Source organism: Methanococcoides vulcani, assembly GCF_900111645.1.
Taxonomy (GTDB): domain Archaea; phylum Halobacteriota; class Methanosarcinia; order Methanosarcinales; family Methanosarcinaceae; genus Methanococcoides; species Methanococcoides vulcani.
In genome coordinates this window covers 616,546-642,934 of sequence record NZ_FOHQ01000001.1, presented here as the reverse complement: position 1 = coordinate 642,934, position 26,389 = coordinate 616,546, and the positions used below count along the sequence as shown (strand labels likewise).

General features: G+C 44.1%; 21 protein-coding genes and 1 tRNA gene. 4 read left to right on the top strand and 18 right to left on the bottom strand.

Going from position 1 to position 26,389, the window contains the following annotated elements:
- Positions 1-2,154: tetratricopeptide repeat protein (locus BMX02_RS11785; RefSeq protein ID WP_091688995.1), on the top strand; the 2,154-nt coding region annotated here is incomplete at its 5' end.
- Positions 2,155-2,267: 113 nt separating this feature from the next.
- On the opposite strand, the gene BMX02_RS03220 is transcribed toward BMX02_RS11785, so the two are convergent.
- The 7 genes from BMX02_RS03220 to BMX02_RS03190 all read right to left on the bottom strand — a co-directional run bounded on the left by BMX02_RS03220 (position 2,268) and on the right by BMX02_RS03190 (position 10,970).
- Positions 2,268-2,780 carry a hypothetical protein gene (locus tag BMX02_RS03220; protein WP_091688993.1) on the bottom strand — a complete coding sequence of 171 codons (513 nt, stop codon included), beginning with the start codon at positions 2,778-2,780 and terminating at the stop codon, positions 2,268-2,270.
- A gap of 151 nt (positions 2,781-2,931) precedes the next feature.
- Positions 2,932-7,233, bottom strand: a complete 4,302-nt coding sequence (locus BMX02_RS03215; protein WP_167879286.1) for an S-layer protein domain-containing protein — start codon at positions 7,231-7,233, stop codon at positions 2,932-2,934.
- Between the two features lie 470 nt (positions 7,234-7,703).
- Positions 7,704-7,775, bottom strand: a tRNA-Thr gene (locus tag BMX02_RS03210).
- Positions 7,776-7,829: 54 nt separating this feature from the next.
- Positions 7,830-8,825, bottom strand: coding sequence for a class I SAM-dependent methyltransferase (locus BMX02_RS03205; protein WP_091688989.1), 996 nt, complete (start codon positions 8,823-8,825; stop codon positions 7,830-7,832).
- 36 nt (positions 8,826-8,861) lie between these two features.
- A complete protein-coding gene (locus BMX02_RS03200) occupies positions 8,862-9,473 on the bottom strand; it encodes a LysE family transporter (protein WP_177165240.1) in 612 nt (203 codons plus the stop codon).
- 129 nt (positions 9,474-9,602) lie between these two features.
- Positions 9,603-10,616 (bottom strand): transcription initiation factor IIB, encoded by a 1,014-nt coding sequence (locus BMX02_RS03195; RefSeq protein WP_048194848.1) that lies wholly within the window; start codon positions 10,614-10,616, stop codon positions 9,603-9,605.
- A 93-nt stretch (positions 10,617-10,709) separates the two neighbouring features.
- Positions 10,710-10,970 carry an H/ACA ribonucleoprotein complex subunit GAR1 gene (locus BMX02_RS03190; protein ID WP_091688985.1) on the bottom strand — a complete coding sequence of 87 codons (261 nt, stop codon included), beginning with the start codon at positions 10,968-10,970 and terminating at the stop codon, positions 10,710-10,712.
- Positions 10,971-11,537: 567 nt separating this feature from the next.
- Between BMX02_RS03190 and ppdK the strand changes: the two genes are divergently transcribed.
- A complete protein-coding gene (ppdK, locus tag BMX02_RS03185) occupies positions 11,538-14,192 on the top strand; it encodes a pyruvate, phosphate dikinase (RefSeq protein ID WP_177165239.1) in 2,655 nt (884 codons plus the stop codon).
- 166 nt (positions 14,193-14,358) lie between these two features.
- Here the strand turns inward: ppdK and BMX02_RS03180 are convergent, their stop codons facing one another.
- From BMX02_RS03180 to dph5, 5 genes are all read right to left on the bottom strand, one after another.
- The gene (locus BMX02_RS03180; protein WP_091688980.1) at positions 14,359-15,261 is read right to left on the bottom strand and encodes a carbohydrate kinase family protein; all 903 of its coding nucleotides are present in this window, start codon (positions 15,259-15,261) and stop codon (positions 14,359-14,361) included.
- Between the two features lie 12 nt (positions 15,262-15,273).
- On the bottom strand, positions 15,274-15,615 hold the full coding sequence (locus BMX02_RS03175; protein ID WP_048194852.1) for a DUF555 domain-containing protein: 342 nt from the start codon (positions 15,613-15,615) through the stop codon (positions 15,274-15,276).
- Between the two features lie 71 nt (positions 15,616-15,686).
- On the bottom strand, positions 15,687-15,968 hold the full coding sequence (locus tag BMX02_RS03170) for a DUF357 domain-containing protein (protein WP_091688978.1): 282 nt from the start codon (positions 15,966-15,968) through the stop codon (positions 15,687-15,689).
- A gap of 49 nt (positions 15,969-16,017) precedes the next feature.
- Positions 16,018-17,712, bottom strand: a complete 1,695-nt coding sequence (locus tag BMX02_RS03165) for a helicase HerA domain-containing protein (RefSeq protein WP_091688976.1) — start codon at positions 17,710-17,712, stop codon at positions 16,018-16,020.
- Between the two features lie 163 nt (positions 17,713-17,875).
- On the bottom strand, positions 17,876-18,679 hold the full coding sequence (dph5, locus tag BMX02_RS03160) for a diphthine synthase (RefSeq protein ID WP_091688974.1): 804 nt from the start codon (positions 18,677-18,679) through the stop codon (positions 17,876-17,878).
- Positions 18,680-18,846: 167 nt separating this feature from the next.
- Between dph5 and thsA the strand changes: the two genes are divergently transcribed.
- Positions 18,847-20,466 (top strand): thermosome subunit alpha, encoded by a 1,620-nt coding sequence (gene thsA, locus BMX02_RS03155; RefSeq protein ID WP_091688972.1) that lies wholly within the window; start codon positions 18,847-18,849, stop codon positions 20,464-20,466.
- Between the two features lie 19 nt (positions 20,467-20,485).
- Here thsA and BMX02_RS03150 read toward each other — a convergent pair whose 3' ends face one another.
- The 6 genes from BMX02_RS03150 to BMX02_RS03125 form a co-directional block, all read right to left on the bottom strand.
- Entirely contained in the window at positions 20,486-21,067 is a 582-nt protein-coding gene (locus BMX02_RS03150; RefSeq protein WP_091689127.1) for a DUF2119 domain-containing protein, read from the bottom strand.
- Positions 21,068-21,093: 26 nt separating this feature from the next.
- Positions 21,094-21,771, bottom strand: coding sequence for a S4 domain-containing protein (locus BMX02_RS03145; RefSeq protein WP_091688970.1), 678 nt, complete (start codon positions 21,769-21,771; stop codon positions 21,094-21,096).
- Between the two features lie 58 nt (positions 21,772-21,829).
- Positions 21,830-22,924, bottom strand: a complete 1,095-nt coding sequence (locus BMX02_RS03140; RefSeq protein WP_091688968.1) for an oxidoreductase — start codon at positions 22,922-22,924, stop codon at positions 21,830-21,832.
- 159 nt (positions 22,925-23,083) lie between these two features.
- Positions 23,084-23,791, bottom strand: a complete 708-nt coding sequence (locus BMX02_RS03135; protein ID WP_091688966.1) for a cytochrome c biogenesis protein — start codon at positions 23,789-23,791, stop codon at positions 23,084-23,086.
- A gap of 113 nt (positions 23,792-23,904) precedes the next feature.
- Positions 23,905-24,579, bottom strand: coding sequence for a heme exporter protein CcmB (locus tag BMX02_RS03130; protein WP_091688964.1), 675 nt, complete (start codon positions 24,577-24,579; stop codon positions 23,905-23,907).
- Positions 24,580-24,592: 13 nt separating this feature from the next.
- On the bottom strand, positions 24,593-25,321 hold the full coding sequence (locus tag BMX02_RS03125; protein WP_091688962.1) for an ABC transporter ATP-binding protein: 729 nt from the start codon (positions 25,319-25,321) through the stop codon (positions 24,593-24,595).
- Positions 25,322-25,476: 155 nt separating this feature from the next.
- Here BMX02_RS03125 and BMX02_RS03120 point away from each other — a divergent pair, with 155 nt between their 5' ends.
- Positions 25,477-26,385: a TIGR00269 family protein gene (locus BMX02_RS03120; protein WP_091688960.1), complete on the top strand. Its 909-nt coding sequence runs from the start codon at positions 25,477-25,479 to the stop codon at positions 26,383-26,385.
- Positions 26,386-26,389: the final 4 nt, after the last annotated feature.

Below are 26,389 nucleotides of genomic sequence, written 5' to 3'. Positions count from 1 at the left end.
GAGATTAATCCGGAATCAAAAGATGCATGGGAAAACAAAGGAAATGCATATTCACATTTGAAAAAGAGTGATGAAGCGATCGATGCATTCAATAAAACCCTGGAGATAGATCCGGAAGATGAAGCTGCGTGGGGAAGTAAAGGAAACACCCTTTTTGGCCTGGGTAAATATGAAGAAGCAATTGAAGCATTCAATAAAACCCTGGAGATCGATCCGAAAGATGAAAAAACATGGGCAAAAAAAGGAAATGCACATTTCAATCTAAAGAAATACGGAGAGGCAATTGAATCATTCAATAAAGCTCTGGACATCGATCCGGAAGATAAAAAGACGTGGGCAAAAAAAGGAAATGCACATTCCAACCTCGAGAAATATGAAGAGGCTGTTGAGGCTTATAATAAGGCACTTGAACTCGATCCAAAGGATGGAAACGTCTGGGCAAGCAAAGGAAATGCCAGCTTAATTCTGGAAAACTATGAAGAAGCTACCATAGCATACGGCAAAGCCACGGAACTTGACCCGGACAATGGAAGCATATGGGCAAGCAAGGGAAATGCCAGCTTAATTCTGGAAAACTATGAAGAAGCTATTCAGGCATATGAGAAAGCCACAAAGCTTGACCCGGACAATGAAGGCATATGGGCAAGCAAAGGAAATGCTCATACCAGCCTGAAACAATATGAAGAAGCTATCGAAGCATATAATATGGCCACAGATATCGATCAGGAAGATGAAGAGGTATGGGTCAATAAAGGAAATTCATATTTCAACCTGGAAAGATATAATGAAGCAATATATGCATACGTTAAAGCCCTGCAGATCGACCCGAAAGATGAAATTGCATGGATATACAAAGGAAATGCCTGTTCGATCCTCGAAAGACATGCAGAAGCAATTGATGCATACAATAAGGCCACAGAGATAAATCCCAATTCTGAAGAGGTATGGATCAACAAGGGAAATACACTTTTCACTCTGGAAATATACGACGAAGCACTCAATGCATATGATAAAGCCACTGAGATAGATCAGGGGTCGGAAAGCGTCTGGACCAATAAAGGGAATGCATATTTCTGCCTGGGAAGATACGATGAAGCAATATATGCATACGATAAGGCCACAGAGATAAATCCTGAATCTGAATTTGTCTGGGCCAATAAAGGAAATTCATATTTTTATTTAAAGAGATACGAGGATGCGATTCAGGCATACAGCAAGGCTCTGGACTTAAAGCCAAAGGATAAAAATGCTTGGGCTAACAAAGGAAATGCATATTCCCACCTGAAAGCATACGAAGATGCCATCATAGCATATGAGAAAGCTTTGCAGATCGATACGGAAGATGAACCTACATGGATCAACAAGGGAAATGCGTATTCTCAAGTGAAAAAATATGAGAACGCTATAGAGGCATACGAGAAAGCTCTTCAGTTGAACCCGGAAGATGAAAATGTATGGATAAGCAAGGGAAATGTCTATTGTCATCTTAAAAAGTACGAAAAATCAATTGAAGCCTACAATAAAGCTCTGGAGACGAATCCGGAATGTGAGGACGTATGGACCAATAAAGGGAATGTATTTTCTCATATGAAGAAATTCGAAAAATCGAGTGAAGCTTACAATAAAGCTCTGGAGATAAACCCGGAGAATGTGGCTGTACACCTTAATTATGCAAATACATTAAGAGAGAACAAAAAGTTCAGTGAAGCTGAAACTGAAGTAACACTCGTACTTCAGATGAATCCATCAAATTCATTTGCATTAGGAGCTCTTGGAGATATTCTCTCAGATGAAGGCTATTTCGAAAAAGCGATCGAGGAATATGAAAAAGCACTTTTCAATTCAGAGGAGATGCACCCTTCCTCGATCTCGGAGATCTATAACAATATGGGTAGAGCATATGGAGAACTGGAAGATTACGAGAAAGCTGAGAAATATTTCCGGAAGGCTCTGTCAGAAGATGAATATAATGTAAAAGCAACAAGGAATAGTCGAATTCTTGAGAAGATGAAAGTTTCACGGGGGTTGTTGAGGAGGATGTTGAAAATTAAGCGTTCAAATGAGCCGGAACCTGAGTTTGAGCTGAGCAGCAGTTATGGCCTTATCGAGGCAAAGAACCAGATCCATGAGAATGCTCTTGAAATTGAATACTGATACTCGCACGTATTCAAAGAGTTATTTGAGATATATTACACAAAGTAGTTGTCAGATATGTTCGGAAGGTCTCTTAACCGAGATCTTCTAAATATCCCTGAAGATGATATTTTTTAGGATAGCATTTTTTTAAACATTCTTCTTATCAGCGTCTTCTTAAGGAGGAAATAATCCTGAGTTGCATTCATGATAGCACGTTTTTCCAGCATTTTTCTGTCCTCAGGCCACTCGGACATTATCTTTTCCAGCGTTTCCATCAGGAGAATTCTTTTTTCTTTTGGAAGTTTCGTCAGAAGATCGATCCGGGTAGTTACGATCTTGAACATATCTTCTTCTGACAATCCACCCTCAACATCGAGCATTTCGCTTATTGCTTCTAATCTTTTGTCATCCGGCATGCCATAAAACTCGTCCAGATTTTTGCATATTGCATCACACTTCTCCTCCTCAGATCTTGAAGCGAGTTGTCTTATTGTTTCTGTTATGCAATTGACAGTCTCAGCCTGCTCTTTGTAAAGCTTACAAACCGGACATTGTTCAAAATGTTCCTCAATTGAGCCGGAATCGTTACCTATACACTCCTCACACGCTTTTGCAAGCTTCTCCAACTTCTCTTCTGCAATCATAAATGTGAGGAAGAGGTTGGAGATGTGGTGAAGGTTACTGCTGAGTTTAACGCTATGATGAAATCAATCCGAGATTTTACGAATGGCGGAGTTCTGTTCTAACACAAAAAGACCTGATAACGCCATAAAAAAGAAAAAAGGAAGTGAAGTATTAACCTCTCTTCCTCATTAGCAGATGGACTCCAACCAATATCAGGATCAACAATCCTGTTGAGATCCAGGGTATTCCATTGGGCTCTTCCTCAGGCTCTTCCTCAACCACTTCACCCTCTGGCTTTTCCTCAGGCACTTCTTCCACCATCTTAGATTTCTGTCCGGTTATCGCAAATGGTGAGAATCCCGGAGTTTCTGCTTCGAAGTAGATGTATTCACCATCTTCTCCAACCTTCATGGTATTGAGGACATTCCATTTGCCTTCATTGTGGCGATATAATGCTATTGAATTCTCATCAATGCCGTTCTCTATCAACCAGGCTTTTGCTACACAGAAACCTATTACAGGATCAGCAATATTGTCTTCAGTAGCAAATCCTGATTTACCAACCCAAATGTTAAGGTTGCTATAGACAACACCTGGAGCACTTTCATCAACCATTGCAGATCTGTTCTTAAGCACTTCAACAGTTGTTGAAACCCTTCCGTAATTTCTCAGTGCAGAGAAGTTGATGTACTCAATTGCATTCTGCTCGTCATCGAATGTGTAACTAATTTCAAGTCCACCCACGATGTTCTCTGTTTTCACCTCCTTAAATGCGATGTTCTCAAAGGCTTCGCCGGTTGCTCCACTTCCACCGCCACCTCCTCCGCCACCGTTACCGCCGGAGGAGATTCGTGTAACATTTACATATGTGGTGTTGGTGTTTCCAGCGGCATCGGTAACGTTTGCATAAATGGTGTTAGTACCCATGGCCAGAGGTACCGTTGCCGTGAAGGTGCCGTTGAAGTCTAGAATTGTGGTTTCTGCAGCAATGTCATTCACTGTAACCAATGGCAGCGATCCGGTGCCATTGACAAGACCTGAGACCGCAATTGAGCTTGCCGTTGTGGAATATCCATCCGCCGGCGAGGTTATACTGATCACTGGCAGGAGATTGTCAACGACAATACTAAGCGGCAGGTAGTCAATTTCAGTTCCTGAGAGGTTGCATTGCTCGTCACAGATTCCATCCTTGTTGGAATCTGCTGTGTCAAGACTGAATCCGGTTCCATTAGGATGTACCCAGTAGTTTCCACCAAGGAGAGGACCTCCAACAATGTTTGTTCCAACAGTCATGGTAATGTTCCAGATATTCCCGGTATTGGTGCCATTATATTCAACGTTATTTGTATTGTTGAAGTAGTTGTTGTAGATGAGACTGTTACTGGAATCCTCAAGATAGACACCACCGTCAGAATTATTCGACACGATGTTACTGCTCAGCGTGTTGTTGCTGGAATTCATCAGACCGATGCCAACTTCGTTGTTCGAGTTTGCAGTGTTATCGTTCAGCATATTGTTGCTGGAATTCAACAGACCGATGCCGCAATCGGTGTTCGAGTTTGCAGTGTTATTGCTCAGCAGGTTGTTATCGCTGGACTGATCCAGCCAGATGCCCCAATAGTTATTCGACACAATGTTACTGCTCAGCATGTTGTCGCTGGATGAATTCAGATAGATGCCTGCCTCGCTGTTCGAGCTTGCTGTGTTATCGTTCAGCGTGTTGTTGCTGGACCCGAATAGACAGATGCCTGCCTCGCTGTTCGAGCTTGCCGTGTTATTGCTCAGCGTGTTGTTACCGCTGGATCCGAATAGCCAGATGCCGCCTCCGTTGTTCGATACAATGTTGTTGCTCAGCGTGTTGTTACCGCTGGATCCAAATAGCCAGATGCCGTCTCCGTTGTTCGATACAATGTTGTTGCTCAGTGTGTTGTTACCGCTGGAATCGAACAGAACGATGCCGTAATCGTTGTTCGACACAATGTTACTGCCCAGCATGTTGTCGCTGGAAGAATCCAGATAGATGCCGTCTCCGTTGTTCGAGCTTGCCGTGTTATTGCTCAGCGTATTGTTATCGCTGGAATCGAACAGAACGATGCCCCAAGAGTTGTTTGACACAATGTTACTGCTCAGCGTGTTGTTGATGGACTGTCCCAGCCAGATGCCGTAATCGTTGTTCGATAAGCTGTTTCCAGCAATAGTGCAGCCCTCAAGTCCACCGAGACCTATTCCAAAACCACCAGTTGCACCTGTCACATTAAAGCCGCAGATAGTGACGTTGTCTGCAGTCACATAAAAGACGTGATTGTTTGGATCGGCAGCCTGGACAATGGTATCAAACGGATTTCCAGACTGTGAGATGAACGTTAGTTCCTTGTTCACATACACATTCTCGGTGTAGGTTCCCGGGTAGACAAGGATCGTATCTCCGTCAGTTGCATTACCCACAGCAGCCTGTATCGTGGCATAATCCTGCCCACCGCTGTCATCCACAGTGATTTCATTTATAACATTGTACTCTATGAATGGATAGAATCTTAAATTTGAACTATCGTCTGCAACCCTCAATGCAAAATTGTCTGTTAGATTATTAGTACTACCTGCATCCAGAACGATATCCTCGGTGCTTCTGAGTTCAATAGCATTAGTAGAAACACCAATTATTTCCATCTTTCCGAATTCTTCACCATCTGCAATCTCCATAAAGTCATCAGATATCTGCCAGATGCCATCAATAATTATGAAGTTGCCTGACTGATTTACCTCATCTACATGAATTATTAAGGTAAGAACATCAGTCTCGTTAAGTATATCCTGCTTGTAATACCATGTCTTGTCAGACGTAGTTGCATTAGTACTTGCATTAATAACGTCATCATCGAGGAAAGTACCATTCTTGGTCAACTCGAGCCAGACCTTGTCACCAGTAACATCGATTTGCTTTGGAGTGACCACATAACCTTCACTGAGGTTTAGTGAATGTCCAACTCCAATCAAGTTACTACTATCATCGTCGATTAAAAGCTTGGTAAGAATCTGTGGATCCTGTTCGATTGGAATATACTCTTCGCCCAAAAATCCAATCTTTTCATATGTCCAATCCGTTGATCCCGTCTTGAAATCAAATTTTGGTTGAATATCATAAACTATGGTAGCGGTATAGATCAGTTCTCCTAAATTAGCATCTATTGTTCTATCAAGATTGTCTATTCCATGAACAGTCAGTACTTCGGATGTCGCATTATTATCAAAATCATACCAGAAACCAGCAAATGAATGTGCATTCCAACTATATGTTTCATTTGAAGACGGTGAATCAACGACTGTTCCACGTATTTCATAGATACCTGATTCGGTTAGTGTCTTCCTTAAGTAGAATCTCAATGTAGTTTCGTCTGCAACTCTGAATTCAAAATTCTCCATTAAATTATTAGTACTGCCTGCATCCAGAACGATGTCATCATCAAGTTCCATTATGATGCTTGTATTATCGACAGAAGATACGATCATCTTTCCGTATTTATCGCCTAAATCAACTTCCGTCACCTGGTCAGAGATCTGCCAGATACCTTCGATAACACAAAGGCTGTCGTCCTGATCCTGGAATACTTCATCGACGTGGACAATGAGTGTTACGACATTTTCTCCGAGAACTTCCTGCTCATAGTACCAGGTTCTGTTAGAAGTTGTTTCGTTGGCACCAGTAGAAATAATCTCATCATCAATAAATCCGCCATTTCTGGTCAACTCGAGCCAGACCTTTTCACCATCAACATCGATCTGCTTTGGAGTGATGGCATAACCTTCCCCAAGTTCAAGGGTTTGATTGAGTCTAAGAGTGTAGCGGTCATCAGTATCAATAAGAAGTGGAGATAGTTTAGCTACATTGTCTTGTATAATAGATGCATATTGTTCACCCATGAATCCAACAGTTTGGTATGACAAAGGTACAGACGAATTATTTTCAAGCATAAATTCAAACTTTGGACTTGAGTACATGGCACTTGTAGCATAAACAAGTGGGTTTTGTACCGCATCTGAATCCAGAACTCTTGAATTCAATGTACCATTCTGATAAAGGGTCAGTGTTTCTCCAGACAAATCATCATCTAAATCATAGTAGAAACCAGCGAAGTCCTGTGCATCTATTATTTCAATAGAATTGTTATTCCATGTACTGAAATTACCTGTAAAAACTGGCCCTCGTATTTCATTTTCAGGAGATAATTGCCTACTTCCTTCCATTGTAAAATTGCCAGCAGAACCTCCACCACTTCCACCACTGCTACTGTTATTACTAGATCCTAAATCGGTACTTGCCACGACCGTTGCGATATTAGAATCTACTAAAATTTTTGTTTGATCAATTGGAACAAAACGATTTTCTGAAATATCTATTATATCAAATTTTATGAAGTTAAGTTTACCATCATCATTTGTATCTGCATCATAAGCACTTACTAATCCAGCACTCATAACTAAAATTAGCAAAACAGAGATTGTAAAATACATTGATCTGTGAATTCGCTTTAAATTAATTGAGTTCAACCTATCCATAAACAACATTTTTTTAACACTCCCCTTTAATTTACTTACATTTCATCGATTTAATTAATTATAGCCGAAACCCCCGTTTACAGCTGTTTTTTGGAAAGAGAATTACATGTCAGTACACCCAAACCCACTTAGAAGTCTAACATTGTAATATATATTCATGTTGATGTGAAATATTCATAAGCTATTAAAATTTGCACTCCACTGTTTATTCGATCATCCCTTTGAAAAAAACGCGGAGAGAGTAATATGGTTGCGTAGCAGATTGACAAAAACGTAGTGTTTTTTCTAGTTACCTATTATCCCCGACTTTTCGTACGAGGGGTAAGATGTAAACTCAGAGTGCACTATGACAAAAATAAAGAGAAGGGGCTTTTAACCCCGTACTCCATAGCCGTCGGGGGGACTTGAACCCCCGGCCTGCTGATTACGAATCAGCCGCTATACCACTAAGCCACGACGGCACATTGAACCTACACCTAATAAGGATTTAACAATTTAATCGTTTCGCCCAGAATTCAGTTTATCCGGACCTCAATACATACATTGTATTGATGAGGTGCATACGAGCGCACTGTCCGGCACTCTACCACCTCAACACTCCGACCCACTTTTTTCGCTGCTGCTTCTATCAGACCTATGGAACTGTCAAACAGATCATCTTCGTGGGTCATTCCATAGTAATGGATAATGCCTTGCGGAGCCGTCACATAAATTGCAGCATCCAGAAATGCATCGGCGCTGTGGGGGAGATTCATGATAACATGGTCTGCAATGCCCTTGAAATTGCGGGCAATCTCGTTTGCATCGCCTTCGATCACCTTGATGTTCCCGATAGAATTGAACTTCACGTTCTCTTTGAGAAAATTGATCGCATCGGGGTTCTTGTCCATGGCAATGACCTTTTTGCATTTTTTGGCAATCGGGATACTGTATGGACCGACGCCTGCGAACATGTCAAAGACAACATCATTTTCACTTATTTGTGAAACAATGCGCTGCCTTTCTGTTGAAAGCCGTGGTGTGAAATATGCACGTGCAAGATCTACCTTGTACTTGCAACCGTGATCCTTGTGAATGGTCTCCGTCCTCTCTTCCCCTGCAAGCACTTTGAACCTGCGGGTCCTGAACTCTCCTTCCACAGCTGACACTGCACCAAGAACGGTATTCACATTCTTGTGCAACTTCAGGAGTGCATCTGCAATCTTTTGGGCTTCCGGTTCATCGGCTTCTATAAGTGCAATATCACCTATGATCTCGTAACCCGGGGTGAAACCGAGGATATCCTCAAGTGTAAGGATCTTTTCATGGGATTCGAACTCACGTTCAATCTGTTTTGCATCTTCGGGAAGCTCATCGAGCTCTTCCGGGGTCAGCTCCCTTTCAATAGGAATATACAGCTCACCATCCTCACTGGATATCTTCAGGGACTTGTCAAGGATGTCAAGCTCCATAAGGAACTTTCTGGCAGGTTCACCTTTCTTTTTCGGGATCGCAATACAGGGACACTTCAAAATATATCTCTCCTGGAAAATGTCGGCATGTTCGAATTATCCGATCGCGAACCATGAGCCGAACAATATCAGGAATAGTCCGCATGATACAAGAATATGCCTGTAGGTCTTCGGAGAGAACATGCCCCTTCCACGACTGAATGATAGCGATACAGCAGTGAACCACCCAAGATCTGCAAGCCAGTGCCCGACTATGAAGAACACCACGGCAACCATTCCAAGTTTCATGCTCTCAAGCACCAGGGCACTGCCGGCTGCCAGCCACCAGAGCCAGAAATAGGGGTTTGACGCAGAAGTAACTATACCTGCCACAAGTGAGTTTGATGGCACTTTATCCTGTCCGTGAAGTTCTTCAGCTGAAACTTTTGCCCCCTTAATGGTCATTATCCCGAAAATGATCAGGACTATGCCACCGGCTACCGAGATGAACGACATCTCACGTTCACCCACAAGCGAGTTCATGCCTAAAAGTATCAGCACAAGCACAAAGGTTTCGATGATAGCATGACCCAGGAACACTTCAGGTCCTGCTGTCCAGCCTTTCTTCATAGTGCCGTCAATGGTCACAAATAGCATGGGACCAGGCACAAGAGCACCGGTCAGCCCTACTATGAAACCAATGAAAAGCATCTCGAACAGTTCTAACATAGTCACTAGAAAATAACGTTACTATATAATGTGATCGATTAGACCAATTAGAAAAAGAAGAAAATTAAAAAAAGATAGAGACCACAAAGACACTAACTGTCTTTGCAGTTCTTGTTTTCCAATATACTATCAGAGAATGATCTCTATGTCCAGTTCTTCTGCGAGCTCTTTGTACCTGTTACGGATAGTGACCTCGGTCACACCTGCAACATCAGCGACCTCACGCTGGGTCCTGCGCTCACCGCAGAGAATAGATGCAATATAGATAGCAGCTGCAGCCACACCGGTTGGTCCACGGCCACTTGTGAGTTCCTTTTCAGATGCCTGACGAAGGATCTCAACACCTCTGGACTGCACCTCACCCTTGAGGTTCAGGCCTGAGCAGAACCTTGGAACATAGTCTATAGGGGAGGTTGGCATAAGCTTGAGTGCAAGCTCACGGGAAATGAAACGGTATGTTCTTCCGATCTCTTTCCTGCTTACCCTTGAAACTTCTCCGATCTCATCCAGGGTTCGTGGAACACTGCACTGGCGACAAGCTGCATAAAGTGCTGCTGCTGCCACACCTTCAATACTCCTTCCACGGATGAGGTTCTTGTCAACTGCTTTCCTGTAGACCACCGCAGCAGTCTCACGTACAGTACGTGGAAGACCTAATGCGGATGCCATACGGTCAAGTTCTGATAAAGCGAACGCGAGGTTCCTTTCAGTAGCATTGCTTACGCGTATTCTACGCTGCCACTTTCTCAACCTGTATAATTGGGCACGGTTCTTGGAGGAAATTGACTTTCCATAGGAATCACGGTTCCTCCAGTCGATCATAGTAGATAGACCTTTATCGTGTATGGTGTACGTCATTGGTGCACCCACACGAGAACGCTTCATACGCTGGTCATGGTCAAAAGCACGCCACTCCGGACCTTCATCAACGAATTCAGCATCCACTACGAGACCACAGTCTGCACATACCAGCTCGGCACGTTCATAGTCCTGTTCAAGATTTCGGCTTCCACACTCAGGACACTCGATAACCTTGTTCTCAACTTCAGCGGTCTTTTCTTTCTCTTTACGTGCTTTGATCATTGCACGTATCTTTTCTCTCTCTGAAGTATCAGAATATCTTACTCTTTCAACTTCCACCATATTATCATTGCCTCGATTTTACCAAAATTGCTAACTGACGATCCACTTAATATAAATGTACAAATGTACTAAATATAAATGTAATAAATAGACTTATTTGACGTACACCTTCTCATTGAGGTATTTCCTTAGTTCAGATCCCGAAACATCTCCAAAGACCTTAATAGTGATATAAGGAGAGTTGACAGGACCGATAACACCATTCACCTTTCCGATGCGTTTAACAGATTTGTCAACAACAACCGAATTGATACGAGGAAGATCCCTCAAAGATGTGTCTGGTCGAATGTTGTCCCCTCTAACAAGTAAACCCTGATGTGCAACTACTTGCACTACCGTTCCAAGTCTTTTCATATGTCTCTTGCCATCAATATATAAATTAAATAGTTGATATATATACATACGGTAAATAGCATATAAAGTTTTCGCAATCCCTATAATAATCCAGATAAAACCATTACAAAAAAATAATCATATCCAGACCATAAACACAACAAAAAATGCTAACAATTGACACATATTTACAAGAATTAATAAGATCGTGCGTACATCAGGCATGACAATGCCTCACACGGATATAAATCGTTTTCTGACAATTTTTCTTATCAGCAAATGCCGCAAATTTTGAAAGTAAACATATTATAATTGACAAAGTCAAGATATATTATATATAGATTTCGGTTGCGTTGGCATAAAAATTACCCACATCTGGAACATTAATATAAATCAATAAAAAACAACGATAACACTTAATACCAATCACACGATAAACGGCAATGTCGTCTAGATATGTCCAATGAGATAGCATCTGGAAGACCATGGATATTGAAACTGATTTCAGTAAGATATCCAGATCATCTAATACATAATTACGCTAGCCTAACCCATAATCAAAATATCTTCCCGTGGGAGGAAAACTTAGTGGCAGATAATAAATTTGTGTACCTTTTCGGAAACGACGAAACTGAAGGCAAAAATAGTATGAAAGACCTGCTTGGGGGCAAAGGGGCCAACCTCGCAGAAATGTCAAATCTGGAAATACCAGTTCCGGTTGGATTTACGATCACAACCGAGGTCTGTACTCTTTATCTTAAGGATGAACATTATCCTGCAGGTCTTGAAGGGCAGATCGATAATGCCATAAAGGAACTGGAAAGGACCACAGGGAAGAGATTTGGAGATCTTAACAATCCATTACTTCTTTCTGTACGCTCAGGTGCCCGTGTGTCCATGCCTGGTATGATGGACACTGTACTGAACCTTGGACTTAACGACAGTTCAGTAGTCGGTCTTGCCAATAAGACCGGTAATGACAGGTTTGCTTACGACAGCTACAGAAGATTCCTCACAATGTTCGCAGACGTCGTGCTTGGCATCGAACACGAGAAGTTCGAGTCCACACTCACTGCTAAAAAGAAGGATAAAGGCGTTAAACAGGACACCGACCTTGACGTAGATGACCTTAAAGGACTTGTTGAAAAGTTCAAGGGCATTATCAAGGAAGAGACCGGAAAGGACTTCCCCCAGGAAGCAAGGGAACAGCTCCAGATGGCCATTGATGCAGTGTTCGGCTCATGGAACAACCAGCGTGCTATCACATACAGACGCCTGAATGCCATCCCTGGCAAATGGGGAACTGCAGTGAACGTACAGAGCATGGTCTATGGTAACATGGGAGATACCTCCGGAACGGGAGTAGCATTCACAAGAGACCCTGCAACAGGTGAAAAACGATTCTTTGGAGAATACCTCATCAATGCACAGGGTGAAGATGTCGTTGCAGGTATCAGAACACCTCAACCCATCAAAACTCTGAAGAACAACATGCCTGAGGTCTACAACCAACTTGTGGATATCTACATGAAACTGGAGGATCACTTCAGGGACATGCAGGACATTGAGTTCACTATTGAGAAAGGCAAGCTTTTCATGCTACAGACAAGGACCGGTAAGAGAACTGCAGCTGCAGCCATCAAGATCGCGACCGACATGGTCGAAGAAGGACTTATCGATAAGGAAACAGCCCTTACACGGGTTGAACCTGCACAGGTCGACAGGCTCCTGCATCCAAATATAGACCCTGACGCAACACCGGACGTAATTGCTAACGGTCTCCCTGCATCCCCCGGAGCTGCTGTGGGTGAAGTTGTGTTCACAGCAGAACATGCCGAAGAAAGAGCAAAGAAGGGAGAAAAGACCATCCTTGTACGTGCTGAGACCTCACCAGAGGACATCGGCGGCATGAATGCTGCAGAAGGTATACTGACAGTACGCGGAGGAATGACCTCACATGCAGCAGTCGTTGCAAGAGGCATGGGGAAGCCATGTGTTGCCGGCTGTGGTGAAATTGTAATTGATATGAAAGAGAAGAACTTCCATGTCGGAGAACATACCATTAATGAAGGAGACATGATCTCCATTGACGGTTCCACAGGAGACGTTATTCTTGGAGAGGTCGAGCTTATCCTGCCAGGTGTTTCCAGTGAACTTGAACAGATACTCTCATGGGCCGACGAGGTTCGAACCCTGAAGGTCAGGACCAACGCAGATACCCCGCACGATGCAAAGGTCGCACGTGACTTTGGCGCAGAGGGTATCGGACTCTGCAGAACAGAGCATATGTTCTTCGGAGAAGATCGGATTCCTGCTGTACGTGAAATGATCATGGCAGAAGAGATCGATGTCAGAAAAGCAGCACTAAAGAAACTTCTCCCAATGCAGAGAGAGGACTTTATCGGAATATTCAGGGCAATGGAAGGATATCCTGTGACCATCAGGTTGCTTGATCCACCACTCCATGAATTCCTGCCAAATCATGAGGAAGCAATTGAAAAGCTGGCAGAACTGAATGCCAGTGATGCCCCTCAAACCGAACTTGACAGAGTGAAGAAGGTCATCGGCCGTATTGAATATCTCAAAGAGATGAACCCAATGCTCGGCCACAGAGGATGCCGCCTCGGAATCACATATCCGGAGATCTATGAGATGCAGGCACAGGCCATCATCGAGGCAGCCTGTGAACTCACAAAAGAAGGTATGACAATAGTACCTGAGATCATGATCCCGCTGATCAGCAACATCGAAGAACTTGAATTTGTCAAAAGACATGTTATCAAGGTCGTAGAAGCAGTGATGGAAGAGAAGAGCATCAAACTTGACTACATGATCGGAACAATGATCGAACTGCCAAGAGCAGCACTCACAGCCGACCAGATAGCAAAGGAAGCTGAGTTCTTCTCCTTTGGTACCAACGACCTGACCCAAACAACCTTCGGGTTCAGCAGGGACGATGCAGGCAAGTTCTTACCATTCTACTTAGAGAGTGGCATACTCGAGGACGATCCATTTGCAGTGCTTGACCAGGAAGGTGTGGGACAGCTTGTGAAGATCGGGATCGAGAAAGGACGTGCTACAAGACCTGATATCAAGATCGGAATCTGTGGTGAACATGGCGGAGAGCCAAAATCCGTGAAGTTCGGACACAACGTCGGACTGAACTATGTCAGCTGTTCACCATTCCGTGTGCCAATTGCAAGACTTGCAGCAGCACACGCTGTGATCGAGAACAAGCAGTAAACGCAATAACACAATATCGTGTGGAAACACGCGATATTGGAAACTCTTTTTTTACACATATTTACCAATTGGCCTAGTTGCCACTAGCTAACCGATTTACTAACTAACTAACTAACTAACTAAGGTTAGCGTAGCTACCTGAACTTAAATAAAAAAGAGAAGAACATCACCCATCAAGTGATGGGAATGCTCCGAACTGACCTTCATATCTGGCCACCATATCATCCCAGGTGGGAAGGTCTGTCTGGCAACCAACAGATTCCACCGCAAATGATGCAACCGTAGCCCCGGCCTTGCCACAGACATCCAGCGGATATCCACGAGTATATGCCACAAGGAACCCTGCACGATATGCATCTCCTGCCCCGGTTGGGTCCACTGCTTTTACCGGAACCACGGGGATCACATGCTCGTCACCGGATGCAAATATCTTGCTGCCTTCTGCATCGTAAGTGACAACTACAATGCCTATCTGTTCCTTAATATCCTCAAAAGTGCTTTCAGTCATCTCACAGACACGCTTGATCTCATGCTTGTTCGTGAAAAGAACGTCAGTGTTCTCAAGAATAGCTTCAAGATTCTCTCTTGAATACGTGATAAGGTCCTGTCCGGGATCAAAAGACACGAACTTTGCTTTCTGTGCTATCTTAGCATTAAAGTTTGGCTCAGATGTTGCAAGATGAACAAAATCAACTTCCGGAGGTTCCAGTTCCTTCATCTTTGCAGATGCTCCCCAGTAGAAGTAAGTGGACTGGTTGTGGAAAGGATCTGTGAAAACATAAGCAGCAGTTCCTTTTTCCCCCTTGAACCGGAAAAGCAGGGAAAGATCAACTCCAATACCTTCAAGGTGCTCTTCATACCCTGATGTAACAAAATCATCACCAACCGCAGAGATCAGCTGAGAGTTACCACCAAGAATGGAGATCGCTGCAACGATATTTGCAGCCCCGCCTCCATAGAATCTCTGGTAATCGACTATCGGATATGATTCGTTCTGTGTTGCAATGCCTTCCACATCAAAGAGAAGATCGATCGCAGCATGTCCTACTACAGATATCACATCAGACATCCAGACACCCTTTTATTCAAAATCTTCAACATCCACTACATGGAGTGGTACATCACGTAATGCCTTGCCTATTACGGACTTTGCGATCCTTGATGCGTGCTCTGCACTCTCTGCATCGAAAACCTTCATTTCAAGGACAAGACCGACAATTGCGGTATTAGCTGCAATGAAAACACTACCAAAAGGCTCATTACAGGCAGGACAAAAAGTAGTTCCGACATCGACCTCTACAAAATCGAGTTGTGGGTTCAATCTTTTTCCAGCCTCTGCAATAGCAACTCCAATAGCGTCGTCTGCAGTATTTACGTCTCTTACCAACCAGGCAGCTTCAAGTGTAACATGATAATTTGTCATCGTTTCATTCTCTCCAGAGATTTTATCTTAAACCTTCATTGTCTTCTTTAATCTACATTATTGAATGATGATCATATGGTGAACAGCACATCGTCGTCAACATCAAAAACACCCAGGCGAGCACCCGCATCCAGCCATGCATGACCATAGCTGAAACAGATAAGTGCATTTACCGGATCCTTGGACCTAATGAAATGCATCCCGTCCTCATAGTAGGAACGTGACATATTCTTATAGTCCTCGGCCACCTTACGCATGTGCGATCGCTCAATTGGACTTATGTCCGCCTTTCCAAGTGCTTCTCTTAACAGACGTTCGTATCTTTCAACCTTTTCGTTCAGATCTGCTGCCACAATTACACCATCTACATATAATATAGTAATAAACCCATCCGTTGAAAAGTCACTTTTCTGAACCGAATATCTTCTTGAAAAGTCCTCCACCCTCAGCCTTAGGCTGCCTATCGGGTTGCCTGCTGGGCTGCCTTTTCGGTGGCGGACTGCCTGCTTCAGCAGAGCCTTCCGCCTGCACGGGTGCAGAACTTGCCGGTGGCTGGCTGACAGGTCCAGGGGCACGTTTTGCAGGAGCCGGGGACGATGTCTGGGCACTTTTAAGCACGTTCACCGATTCTCCGCCATGCTTTGATTTTCTTACCCTGACATCTATAAGAACAGGTCTCTCGATATCGTTGCTCACAAGCATGGCAACACCCGGAGGCAGGCGCATAAGTTCATCCTCTACAAAAGAGTTCACACCTTCAAGTCCCTTACTGATGGATTTCAAGTCGTTGGGGTTGGTCACCTTCATGATAATCTGAGTCCCGCACTGGGAAAGCACATTCTTGTCAATCCTTGCAGGACGCTGGGATATTACCAGCATACCAAGACCGAACTTACGTCCCTCTGATGCAATAGTACGCAGGACCTCAGAACTTGCGGTCTTGCTGAAACCACGCTCCGGAGCAAAGTTATGTGCTTCTTCCACAACAAGCATACCCGGCGGGATGGCGTTCATTTTACGTGCTTCAAAAAGCGCACTGCAAAGTTGTGCTACGATCATGCTCTGGAGGTCCGGAGCCACGCCTTTAAAATCGATAACTGCTGCCTTGCCCTTCTGCATGAGCTCTTCCAGGGATGTTGGTGATGAGGACAGGAGATCTGAATCACGGATGTCCTCAAGGAGGCTCATAACATTCCAGCGGGCTTTGCTCTCGTTATTGCTTACCTCGAATATTATGTCGTCAAGAGTATAGGTTTCCATTTCCGCACGGAGCTTCTGTATCGATTCGTACAGAATACCAATGTGGGTGCTGTTGAAATTCTCCGGAAAGATGGAAGTAAGGTCCTTTGCGGTCAGATTGTTGCCGTTCAACCTGAAGAGTTCATCAGCATTCGGATTTATCACCTTGTTCGCAGGAGTATATATTGTTACATTGGAGCCATAGCCCTTTGGAGATACACCGAACTTCCTGAAATCAGCAGATTTGGATGCAGGTTCCTTCATAGAAGCATACTCACTATGAGGATCAAGTATTAAAAGAGGGACCTTGCGGTCAAGCAACTCCTCCAGCAGAACTGCTGCGGTATATGACTTGCCACTTCCAGTCTTCGCAAGGATACTGCAATGTTTCTGTACAAGGCTGTTCACGCTCAGGTGCACCGGAATATCAGTACCATCGAGCAGACCTATGTACATCTCATTACCAGACAGACCGAGCACAGAGCTTATCAGGTCATTGTCTGCCTTAAAAACATCATCGCCCGGACTGAACGGGGTCTTGGGAGCCCTTAAGAGCCCGGAAGGATCACGACTTCCTATAACAGTAGCTTCTGCAACTATACGGTCGGAACTCTTCCTGTCCTTACCATCCTTCTTCAATTCCTCAAAGGCTTTCTTAGCTTCGTCAAAGGACTTTTTTATACTAACCTTATCACTGAACCTTTTGATCGAAAGCACCTGGCAAAGCACCCATCCATCGCCCTCATGCCAGGCCTTTACATATTCCCCTCGATGTACAGCCGTGCTGTCAGAAATCAAGAACTTAAAATCAAACGATCCGGTCTCACCTGAAATTATACCTACTGAGCCGCGCATCATATCCTCTCACCAAAAAAAGGGACTTCAGACTTATATCTATTGTGCTTTATACCGTTGCTATTGTTAACGATAAGAAAGTAAAGGGTAAGACAGGCACACATTAGTGAGCTTATCGACCATAGACAGTCCGTGCACCATCGGGGAAACTTTTCACTATCACTTATCAGTCCATATCTTCAAGTATCTCATCCGGAGCACCTGCAAGCTTCACAAGAGCTTCAGCCTCAACAAAGTGCAGTGATGCAGGAATTATCAGGATATGCAAGGGTTCTCCAAAATCGAAACTTTTTAGAGCCTGGGCATAGTCTGCCTTCACCACAGGTGATGGCGAGCCTGCACGGGCTATACCGACAGAGATACGATCGGCCATAACACCTTCACCGCGTTTTTCCTCCACCTCAAGCAGGATCTCGAGAGCTTCATTTACTGTCATGTATCCTTTGTCTTTATCAATATCAAGGAACACCGCCGTATGAAGGCCATTCTCCATGTTCATTTTTATAGTATCATAAGGTGTTTCGGAGATCACCCTGCTACCACGACTGGTAACATAAGGATGAGGAACAGTTGCCGCTTTCCCGAAGCGATAGTTCTGGAGACCTGAGAGACCGCATATTGCGGATGCTATGGATGCACCATGAACGAGGAAGGTCTCAATACCCATATCAAGTGCACGAAGACGTAGGTCCACATGGGTTGTGGATACCATGGTATCACCGCCGGTCAGGAACACGACATTCATATCTTTCGCATCGGCGATCCATTCCTCTGCATGCTGTTCTACATCTTCCCTTGAAAGGACTGTGATCTTTTTCTGGTAGAGCTCTTCCATCTTTTCAAGGTCAGTCCCCATAAGAATGGAAGTATAGAATTCCACATAGACCTTATCCGCATTATGGATCTTCTCAAGTCCTTTTAGTGAGATGTCTTTTTCATCAAAAAGTCCAAGTCCTACAAAGTCGAGCATAAATACGGTTAAAACCAGCTTGTATGTTAAAGTTTTTGAGTATCTAATATAAAGCCAGTATAATCGTTCGAAACGTTTTTATAGAACCATACACAGTTAGTTTCATTCAATTTTAGTAAAATCACTATACCAGTTCATATATTAGATCATCAGGAGGTTCAGATCCAATGGTAGGTCAGCCAGCAATTATAACAGATCCAAGGAAAGAACATACGCAGGGCAAGCAGGCTCTCTTCGCGAACATCGGTGCAGCAAAAGCAGTTGCGAATATCGTAAAAACAACACTTGGTCCAAAAGGAATGGACAAGATGCTTGTAAATGCGGTCGGAGATATTGTACTCACCAACGACGGTGCAATGATCCTTAAGGGCATGGAGATCGAGAACCCAACTGCAAAAATGATAGTGGAGATCGCAAAGACACAGGAAGACATTGCAGGTGATGGTACCACCAGCGCAGCTGTCCTTGCAGGATCACTTCTTGAAAAGGCAGAAGAATTGGTCATTTCCGGAGTTCACCCTACAGTAATAATCAAAGGTTTCCTGGCAGCTTCAGGTAAAGCTTCAGAAATTCTTGACAACTATGCTGTAGATGTCACAAAAGAGAACAAGGATGTTCTATTAAAGATCGCAAAGACCGCAATCGCAGGCAAATCCGTAGAAGCTTACGGCGATCACATTGCAAAATTATGTGTAGACGCAGCACTGGAAGTCGCAGTTAATGGAAAGGTCAATGTAAAGGATAATATCCTGATCACACAGGACCCTGGCCACAAGATCAGTGATACCGAACTTCTTGAAGGTCTCGTCATCAACAAAGCACGCCTTCATTCTGCAATGCCGGCGATCGTCGAGAACCCAAAGATCGCACTTGTAGCTTCAGACGTTTTAGTTCAGAAAACAAGGAACAAAGCAACTTTCCAGATCAATTCTGCAGAGCAGTTGACACAGTTCGCTGCACAGGAAGAAGCAGATTATGAAAAGTTGCTCGACACGATCATCGCGACCGGTGCTACTGTAGTGGTCGGAACAAAGAACATCGACCAGTATGCTGCAGACTATTTCCAGAAAAAGAGAATATTTGCTATCAGACGTGTCAACGAAGAAGACATGAAGAGCATCTCAAAAGCAACAGGTGCACACATCGTCAAGAACATCGCTGACATCACCGAAAAGGACCTTGGAACTGCAGGCATCATTGAACAGATCGGAGCATTCGACCTTGGTAAGACCTATATCAGGGAATGCCACAACTCAAAGACTGTAACCCTTCTGCTTAAAGGCGCCACCGAGCACGTCACTGACAACCTCGAGCGTACAATTGACGATGCATTACAGGTGATCAAGGACGTTATTGAGGATGAAAAGATCGTTCCTGGCGGCGGTGCATCCGAGATCGAAGTTGCACAGGGACTCCGCGCCTTTGCATCCAGTTTCGGTGGTCGTGAACAGCTTGCTATCACAGCATTTGCAGAAGCAATGGAAGTCATACCAAGGGAAATTGCAGTAAATGCAGGAATGGATGGTATTGACACGATCCTCGCACTTCGTGCAAAGCACAGTGAGATAAAGAATGCAGGTCTTGATGTTTACACAGGCGACATCAGCGATTCTCTCGAAAAGGGAATCGTCGATCCTCTCAGGGTAAAGAAACAGGCTATCAAATCAGCTTCAGAAGTTGCCAACATGGTACTTCGTGTCGACGACATGCTCAAATCACAGAGAAAAGAAATGATGGATGTCAACCCGGAGCACAACATTCACAACTACGACGCTCTTGGATTGTAAATGGATTGTAAGGGAAACCTTACAACCCATAGAATTTTTTATAATCTTCTATCGCTTTTTTTGCCACTTCAGGATAATGTTCCATCATATATTCGATGAACTCGTCCCTTGAATTGCAGTCTTTAACAACATCAAGCATCCCTGAAACAAATCTCTGCGACTGATGGTTATTCTTTTCAACCTCAAAGGTCAGGCAGAGAGCTTCAACAGGAAAATGTTCCCTTCGGATGAGAGGAGATACCGATCCCATAAGAACACCATTTTCAAGAGTGCTGAAACCAGGAACACCCACATTGTTTACCCTGTCCTTAGAGACCAGTTTGCAGAAATTCCCCTTAGAATAAGAATGCAGTTCCACATAGATGTCAGGCTTGTATTCCTCAACAACATCAACGATCGTCTTTCCGATCCCGGAATAATAATCCCTGTCAAGTGTAGAGATATATTTTCCCCTGCTAACTACCGGCAGGATCGCCAGAGTACCTGAAAAGGGCCGTCCAAGGTTTAACAGAACAGATGAAGTATCACGCCATTCCGAACCATGCAGACCTGAAACAAAAAGCCGGAAAGGTCGCCCCATTCCATATAGCTTCAAAAGCATTGCCAAGCTTTCCCTGATGAACGGATTTATTCCATAGCTTCGTGGATACCTATCTTCTGACCAAACACATATATTTCCTGCTTTTTAGATTCCAGAACCTGCAATATCTCGATCCCAAGTTCTTCCATCCTGGCAAGCAGCGGTCTTCTGTCACAACTCCTTGTCACCTTAATAACCTGAAGAACCTTGCCCCTATCCTTCAGCAGTGGAAGCATGCGTTCAAGAGCTGTTAATGAGTCCATTGGCTCCAGTGTCATATCACTCAGAATTATATCTACAGGCTCCTCTGAAAGCTCCTTGAGAGGGACATTAAAGACATCACCGAACATAATGGATACATTCTCATTCTCATGAGCAAGCTGGCCGAGTTCTGACCTGAAATCATGGCTGAACTCCAGACCTTTTATCTTACCGGCGATCTCTGATGCAAACATGATGAAACCGCCTGCACTTGAACCAAGGTCAAGGATACTGTCACCTTCACTAATGAGACCTGTTTCTTCCTGGATCCCCTTCAACTTGAAATAGCCTTTTGGCATATCGAGACCTTCATCGACCTCGATCTCATCATTTATAGAAACATCCTTTGAAGGTTTTGTTACAATATTTCCGTCTATTTTCACATGACCGTCCTGAACAGCCTGTTTGGAACGTCCACGGGACTTGAAATGACCCATTTCAACGAGATATGCATCCAGCCTCATGAATTAATGAAGGCAAAGAAACTATAAATAGATGCGACCAAAAAATCAAAAAAAGATATTAAGCGGAATCGCCAAAATCATAATTGCAGCGAATTCCGTTGTGATCAAAACATTTGTTGCAGGATACACACCTTACCCTGTCAGAGATACCCTTCTTTAACTTCACCACAAGATCAGGCTCACTTATGAACGGCCTGCTGAAAGAGACCATATCCGCATATCCATTTAGCATGGATTCCATAACTTTCTTCGACCTTATACCCCCAACCAGTATGACCGGGATACTTACAGTATCGCTTATCATCTTTGAATAACGCTTAAAGTATGCCTCTTTTTCCTCAGAATCGATATTCGGCTGAGACATCACATCCCCTGCTTCAAATATACCGCCACTTACCTCAATGGCACATATCCCCGCATTCTCAAGAAGACTTGCAATCTCCACGCATTCCGGAGCATCAAGTCCGAACTTGCCTGAAAATACGTCAAACCCGTCCGTAGCATTCAGCTTCACCATGATCGGGAAATCCTCGCCAACTCTCTCACGAATGAGCCTTGTGATCTCTGTTATTATTCTGGTACGGTTCTCAACAGAACCACCCCATTTGTCGGTTCTCTGGTTCGTATAAGGAGATATGAAACTGCTCAAAAGGAAACCATGTGCACAATGTATCTGCACACCATCAAAACCTGCATCCTTTGCACGTCTGGCAGCTTCCACAAAGTCCTCAATGGTGTTGAGAATATCTTCCTCTGTCATTTCCACAGGCTTTTTTCCAGATGAAGCATCTTCAACAGCTGAAGGTGCCAGAAGAGGAATTCCCTCCCGTACCACAGACTGGCGACCGCCATGCACGATCTGTATGAATATCTTGCTGTCATACTTGTGCACCCTTGATGTGATCTCACTGTAAGGTCCGATGAACCTGTCATCGTATATACCCTGCTGCTTTTCGTTGCTCTTTCCCTGTACATTCACATACGAATAGCCGGTGATTATCAGACCCACATCATTGCGTGCAAGTTCCTCATACATGTCACCAATGGCAGTGGTAGGGGTGCCATCTTCCTCTGCAAGCCACTCATTAGTAGCTGAACGCACAAAACGGTTCTTCACATTAAGGTCTGCTATGGAAATTGGTTCGAAAAGCATGCTACCTAATCAGCAACTATTCTTTATATTTTTTGCTGATGAAGAAAGAAGGAAGGAGGGAAGGGAAGTGGAATAGAGTAGAGGGAAAGAAGGAAAAAAGGAAAGAAAGAGTGAAGAGGGGAAAGAAATTGCTGAAGTAAAATGAAAAGAAAAGAATGTTCATTTAAGAGACGATCTAAGTTCATTGACCTCTTCCTCAAGCATCTCATTACCCATCTTGTATGAGACCATGGATGCAAAAAGAAGTATGAATGCAACTATGTTCACAAGCAGGGTCAACTGGAGAGATGCACCTTCCAGCCCACCACCTGATCCGGAAGCAGCTTCACCGAACATTAAAGGATGAGCTGAACGCCAAAGGCGTATAGATAAAAAGCTCAGTGGTACCGAGACAAAACCAAGTATGCCGAATACTGATGCAAGACGTGCACGCTTATCCGGAACATCAACTGCCTGACGTAGCAACAGGTAAGCTACATAGACAAGGAAAAGTGCAAGGGACGTGGTCAGACGTGGCTCCCAGATCCAGTACCATCCCCATGTTGCCTTTGCCCAGATGGAGCCTGTGATAAGCACAAGTAATGCGAATATCACACCCACCTCTGCAGCAGAGCGTGAAACAATATCCCATTTATATTCACCTTTCCTCAAATAGAGAACACTGGATATGAAAACAACTGTAAATGCAAGATAAGATGTTATTGCAATGGGCATGTGGAAATAGAATATCCTGAAACTGCTGTCCAGGACTTCACCGGACTCACCTTTCATCTCAGGCAGGTAAAAGAATATCATACCAATGGCCAGCAACATGGTTGCAGCGGCCAGCAGTGGCAAGATCTTACCTGTTAAACTTCTATCCGACATTTGAGGCTCCGATAATAAGGTTAAATGATGTAGGTAGTACTAACTCCCCGCTATATAAGCCTTAATCCTGCAAGAATTGACCTTGTAATAATCCTGTAATTAATTCTATAACCTTAATCCTGTATCACGTATTCGAAGACGAGCTGTGCCACAAGGAAGAACACGACATCATAAACGAGCAACAACCTCAGTTCCTGTGAGATATCCCCCATAGACGCACCTGAGAGTGCACTGCCTGTGGCCATTACAGCAGGTATGAGCACCGGAAGTACCAGCGGCAGGAGCAATACAGGAAGCAGGATCTCACGCGTACGTGTATTTACCGTCAGTGCTGAGAGTAGTGTGCCCACACAGACAAAACCGATCGTTCCCAGAGCGATCACCAGGCCAGGGAGGAACAGGCCTCCGATGTTGTAGTTGAACAGGATGACGAAGATAGGGATTGTGATAATTTCCACTATTAGCATCAGGACGATGTTTGCAACAGCTTTCCCTGTATAGATAGCAGCCCTGCTCACCGGACAGAGCTTCAATCCTTCAAGGCAGCCATTTTCCAGTTCTGCTACAAAGGATCGGGACAGGCCGATCGAACCTGCAAAGATAAATGCTATCCAGAGTACACCCGGTGCAACCATCTCCACATTTTCCGAAGAACCAAGTATCGGACCAAATGAAATGCTAAATATCACGATAACAAGCAGCGAGAAGATCACCATGGAATTGAGCATCTGCTTGGTGCGAAATTCCTCTTTAAGGTCCTTTGCTGCAATGTCAAGGATGCGTATCATTGAAAACTCCCGGTCATATTGAACTATGGCTTTTTACATTAGATATGTAGATCTCTTTTAGCTCTTCTGCTGAACCCACATCAGACATCGGGCTGTCGAATACTATCCTTCCATGATCCAGTATTACAACGCGATTACACATCTGGAATGTCCTTATGAGATCATGGGTGACCATCACTCTTGTAGTATCTTTAGGATCAAGGTCCTGAAGCACTTTCTCAAATGTCCGGCTTGCATGCTGGTCCAGCCCTGTATAGGGCTCATCAAGGAAGAGAAGTTGTGGCTCATGTATCAATGACCTTGCAATGGAAAGACGCTGTTTCATACCCCTGGAAAAAGTGACAACCCTGTCATCCGACCTGCCGGAAAGTTCTACCTGCTCCAGAAGTTCATTTATGCGATCTTCCAGACCATCACCTCTGATGCCATACATCTTTCCGAAGAAACGTAAGTTTTCCTCTGCTGTGAGGTCGTTGTACAGATGTGTTTCATGGGAGATCACACCGATCATGCTTCTTACTGAAGCCGGATCATCTGCAACGTTATGTCCGCTGATCTCTACTACCCCTTCCGAAGGAGAGGATAGGGTGGACATGATCTTAACAAGAGTGGTCTTGCCTGCTCCGTTGGACCCAAGTATAGCAACGAACTCTCCTTTTCTTATGTCAAGATCAATGCCTTTGAGAACAGGAAAATTCCCGTAGCTTTTAGAGACATTGCTGAGTGATAGTATGCTATCCATCGGAATAAGATTACATTATGTGTAAATTAACGTTTTGATGTGGAACCAACGAAGATGAGCACAATATGACTATAGCAAATATATCCGGCATATCCATTCAAACCCCAAAGTTCTAATATCATAGTTTCTTTTGAGAAGGAAAGGAGCTCTATTCAATGCCCATTAAATGCATGAAATGTAACAAGGATGCCATTATTTTCCAGAAATACTCAGGCATGCACCTTTGCAGGAAACATTTCATTGAAGATGTGGAACGCAAGATCAAGCTGACGATCAGAAAGCAATACAATGTCGAAAAAGGTGACATCATTGCCGTCGCACTTAGCGGAGGAAAGGACAGTATTGTCCTGTTACACATACTTCACAAAATATTCAGCAAGAGACGGGATGTGGAGATCGTTGCGATCACTATTGACGAAGGCATTGAGGGCTACAGGGAAGTTACCCTTGAAAAAGCAAGAAAGCTCACATCCGAGCTTGGCATCAGGCACATTGTGCGTTCTTTTAAGGATGAATATGACAAGACACTGGATGAACTGGTCGCACAGGAGAGGGAGCTTGGAGCATGCAGTTACTGCGGTGTCCTGAGAAAATCCCTGATGAACAAGATAGCTAATGAGATAGGTGCTACAAAGCTTGCCACCGGCCACAATCTGGATGATGAGGCCCAGACCATAATGATGAACCACCTTGGAGGTGATGTGGAGCGTATGATACGTCTTTCACCGCCACGTGCACTGGAAGGTCTTGTGCTTCGTGCAAAACCTTTACGCAAGGTTCCTGAGAAAGAGATTGCCTTGTATGCTATTGTAAACGACCTTCCATTCGATATGAGCGAATGTCCGTATGCCCATGAAGCCCTCAGGGGAGAGGTCAGGGATATGATCAATGATTTTGAAGTAAGACATCCCGGTACCAAGTACTCCATCATGAGAGGTTTTGACAAGATGGTAGGAATACTTGGAAAGGAATTCCCACAGGCCAGTCTCACGGATTGCAGGGTGTGTGGCGAACCATGTACAGCTGAGCTTTGTCAGGCATGTAAGCTGCTTGGACGAAGTTAATAGA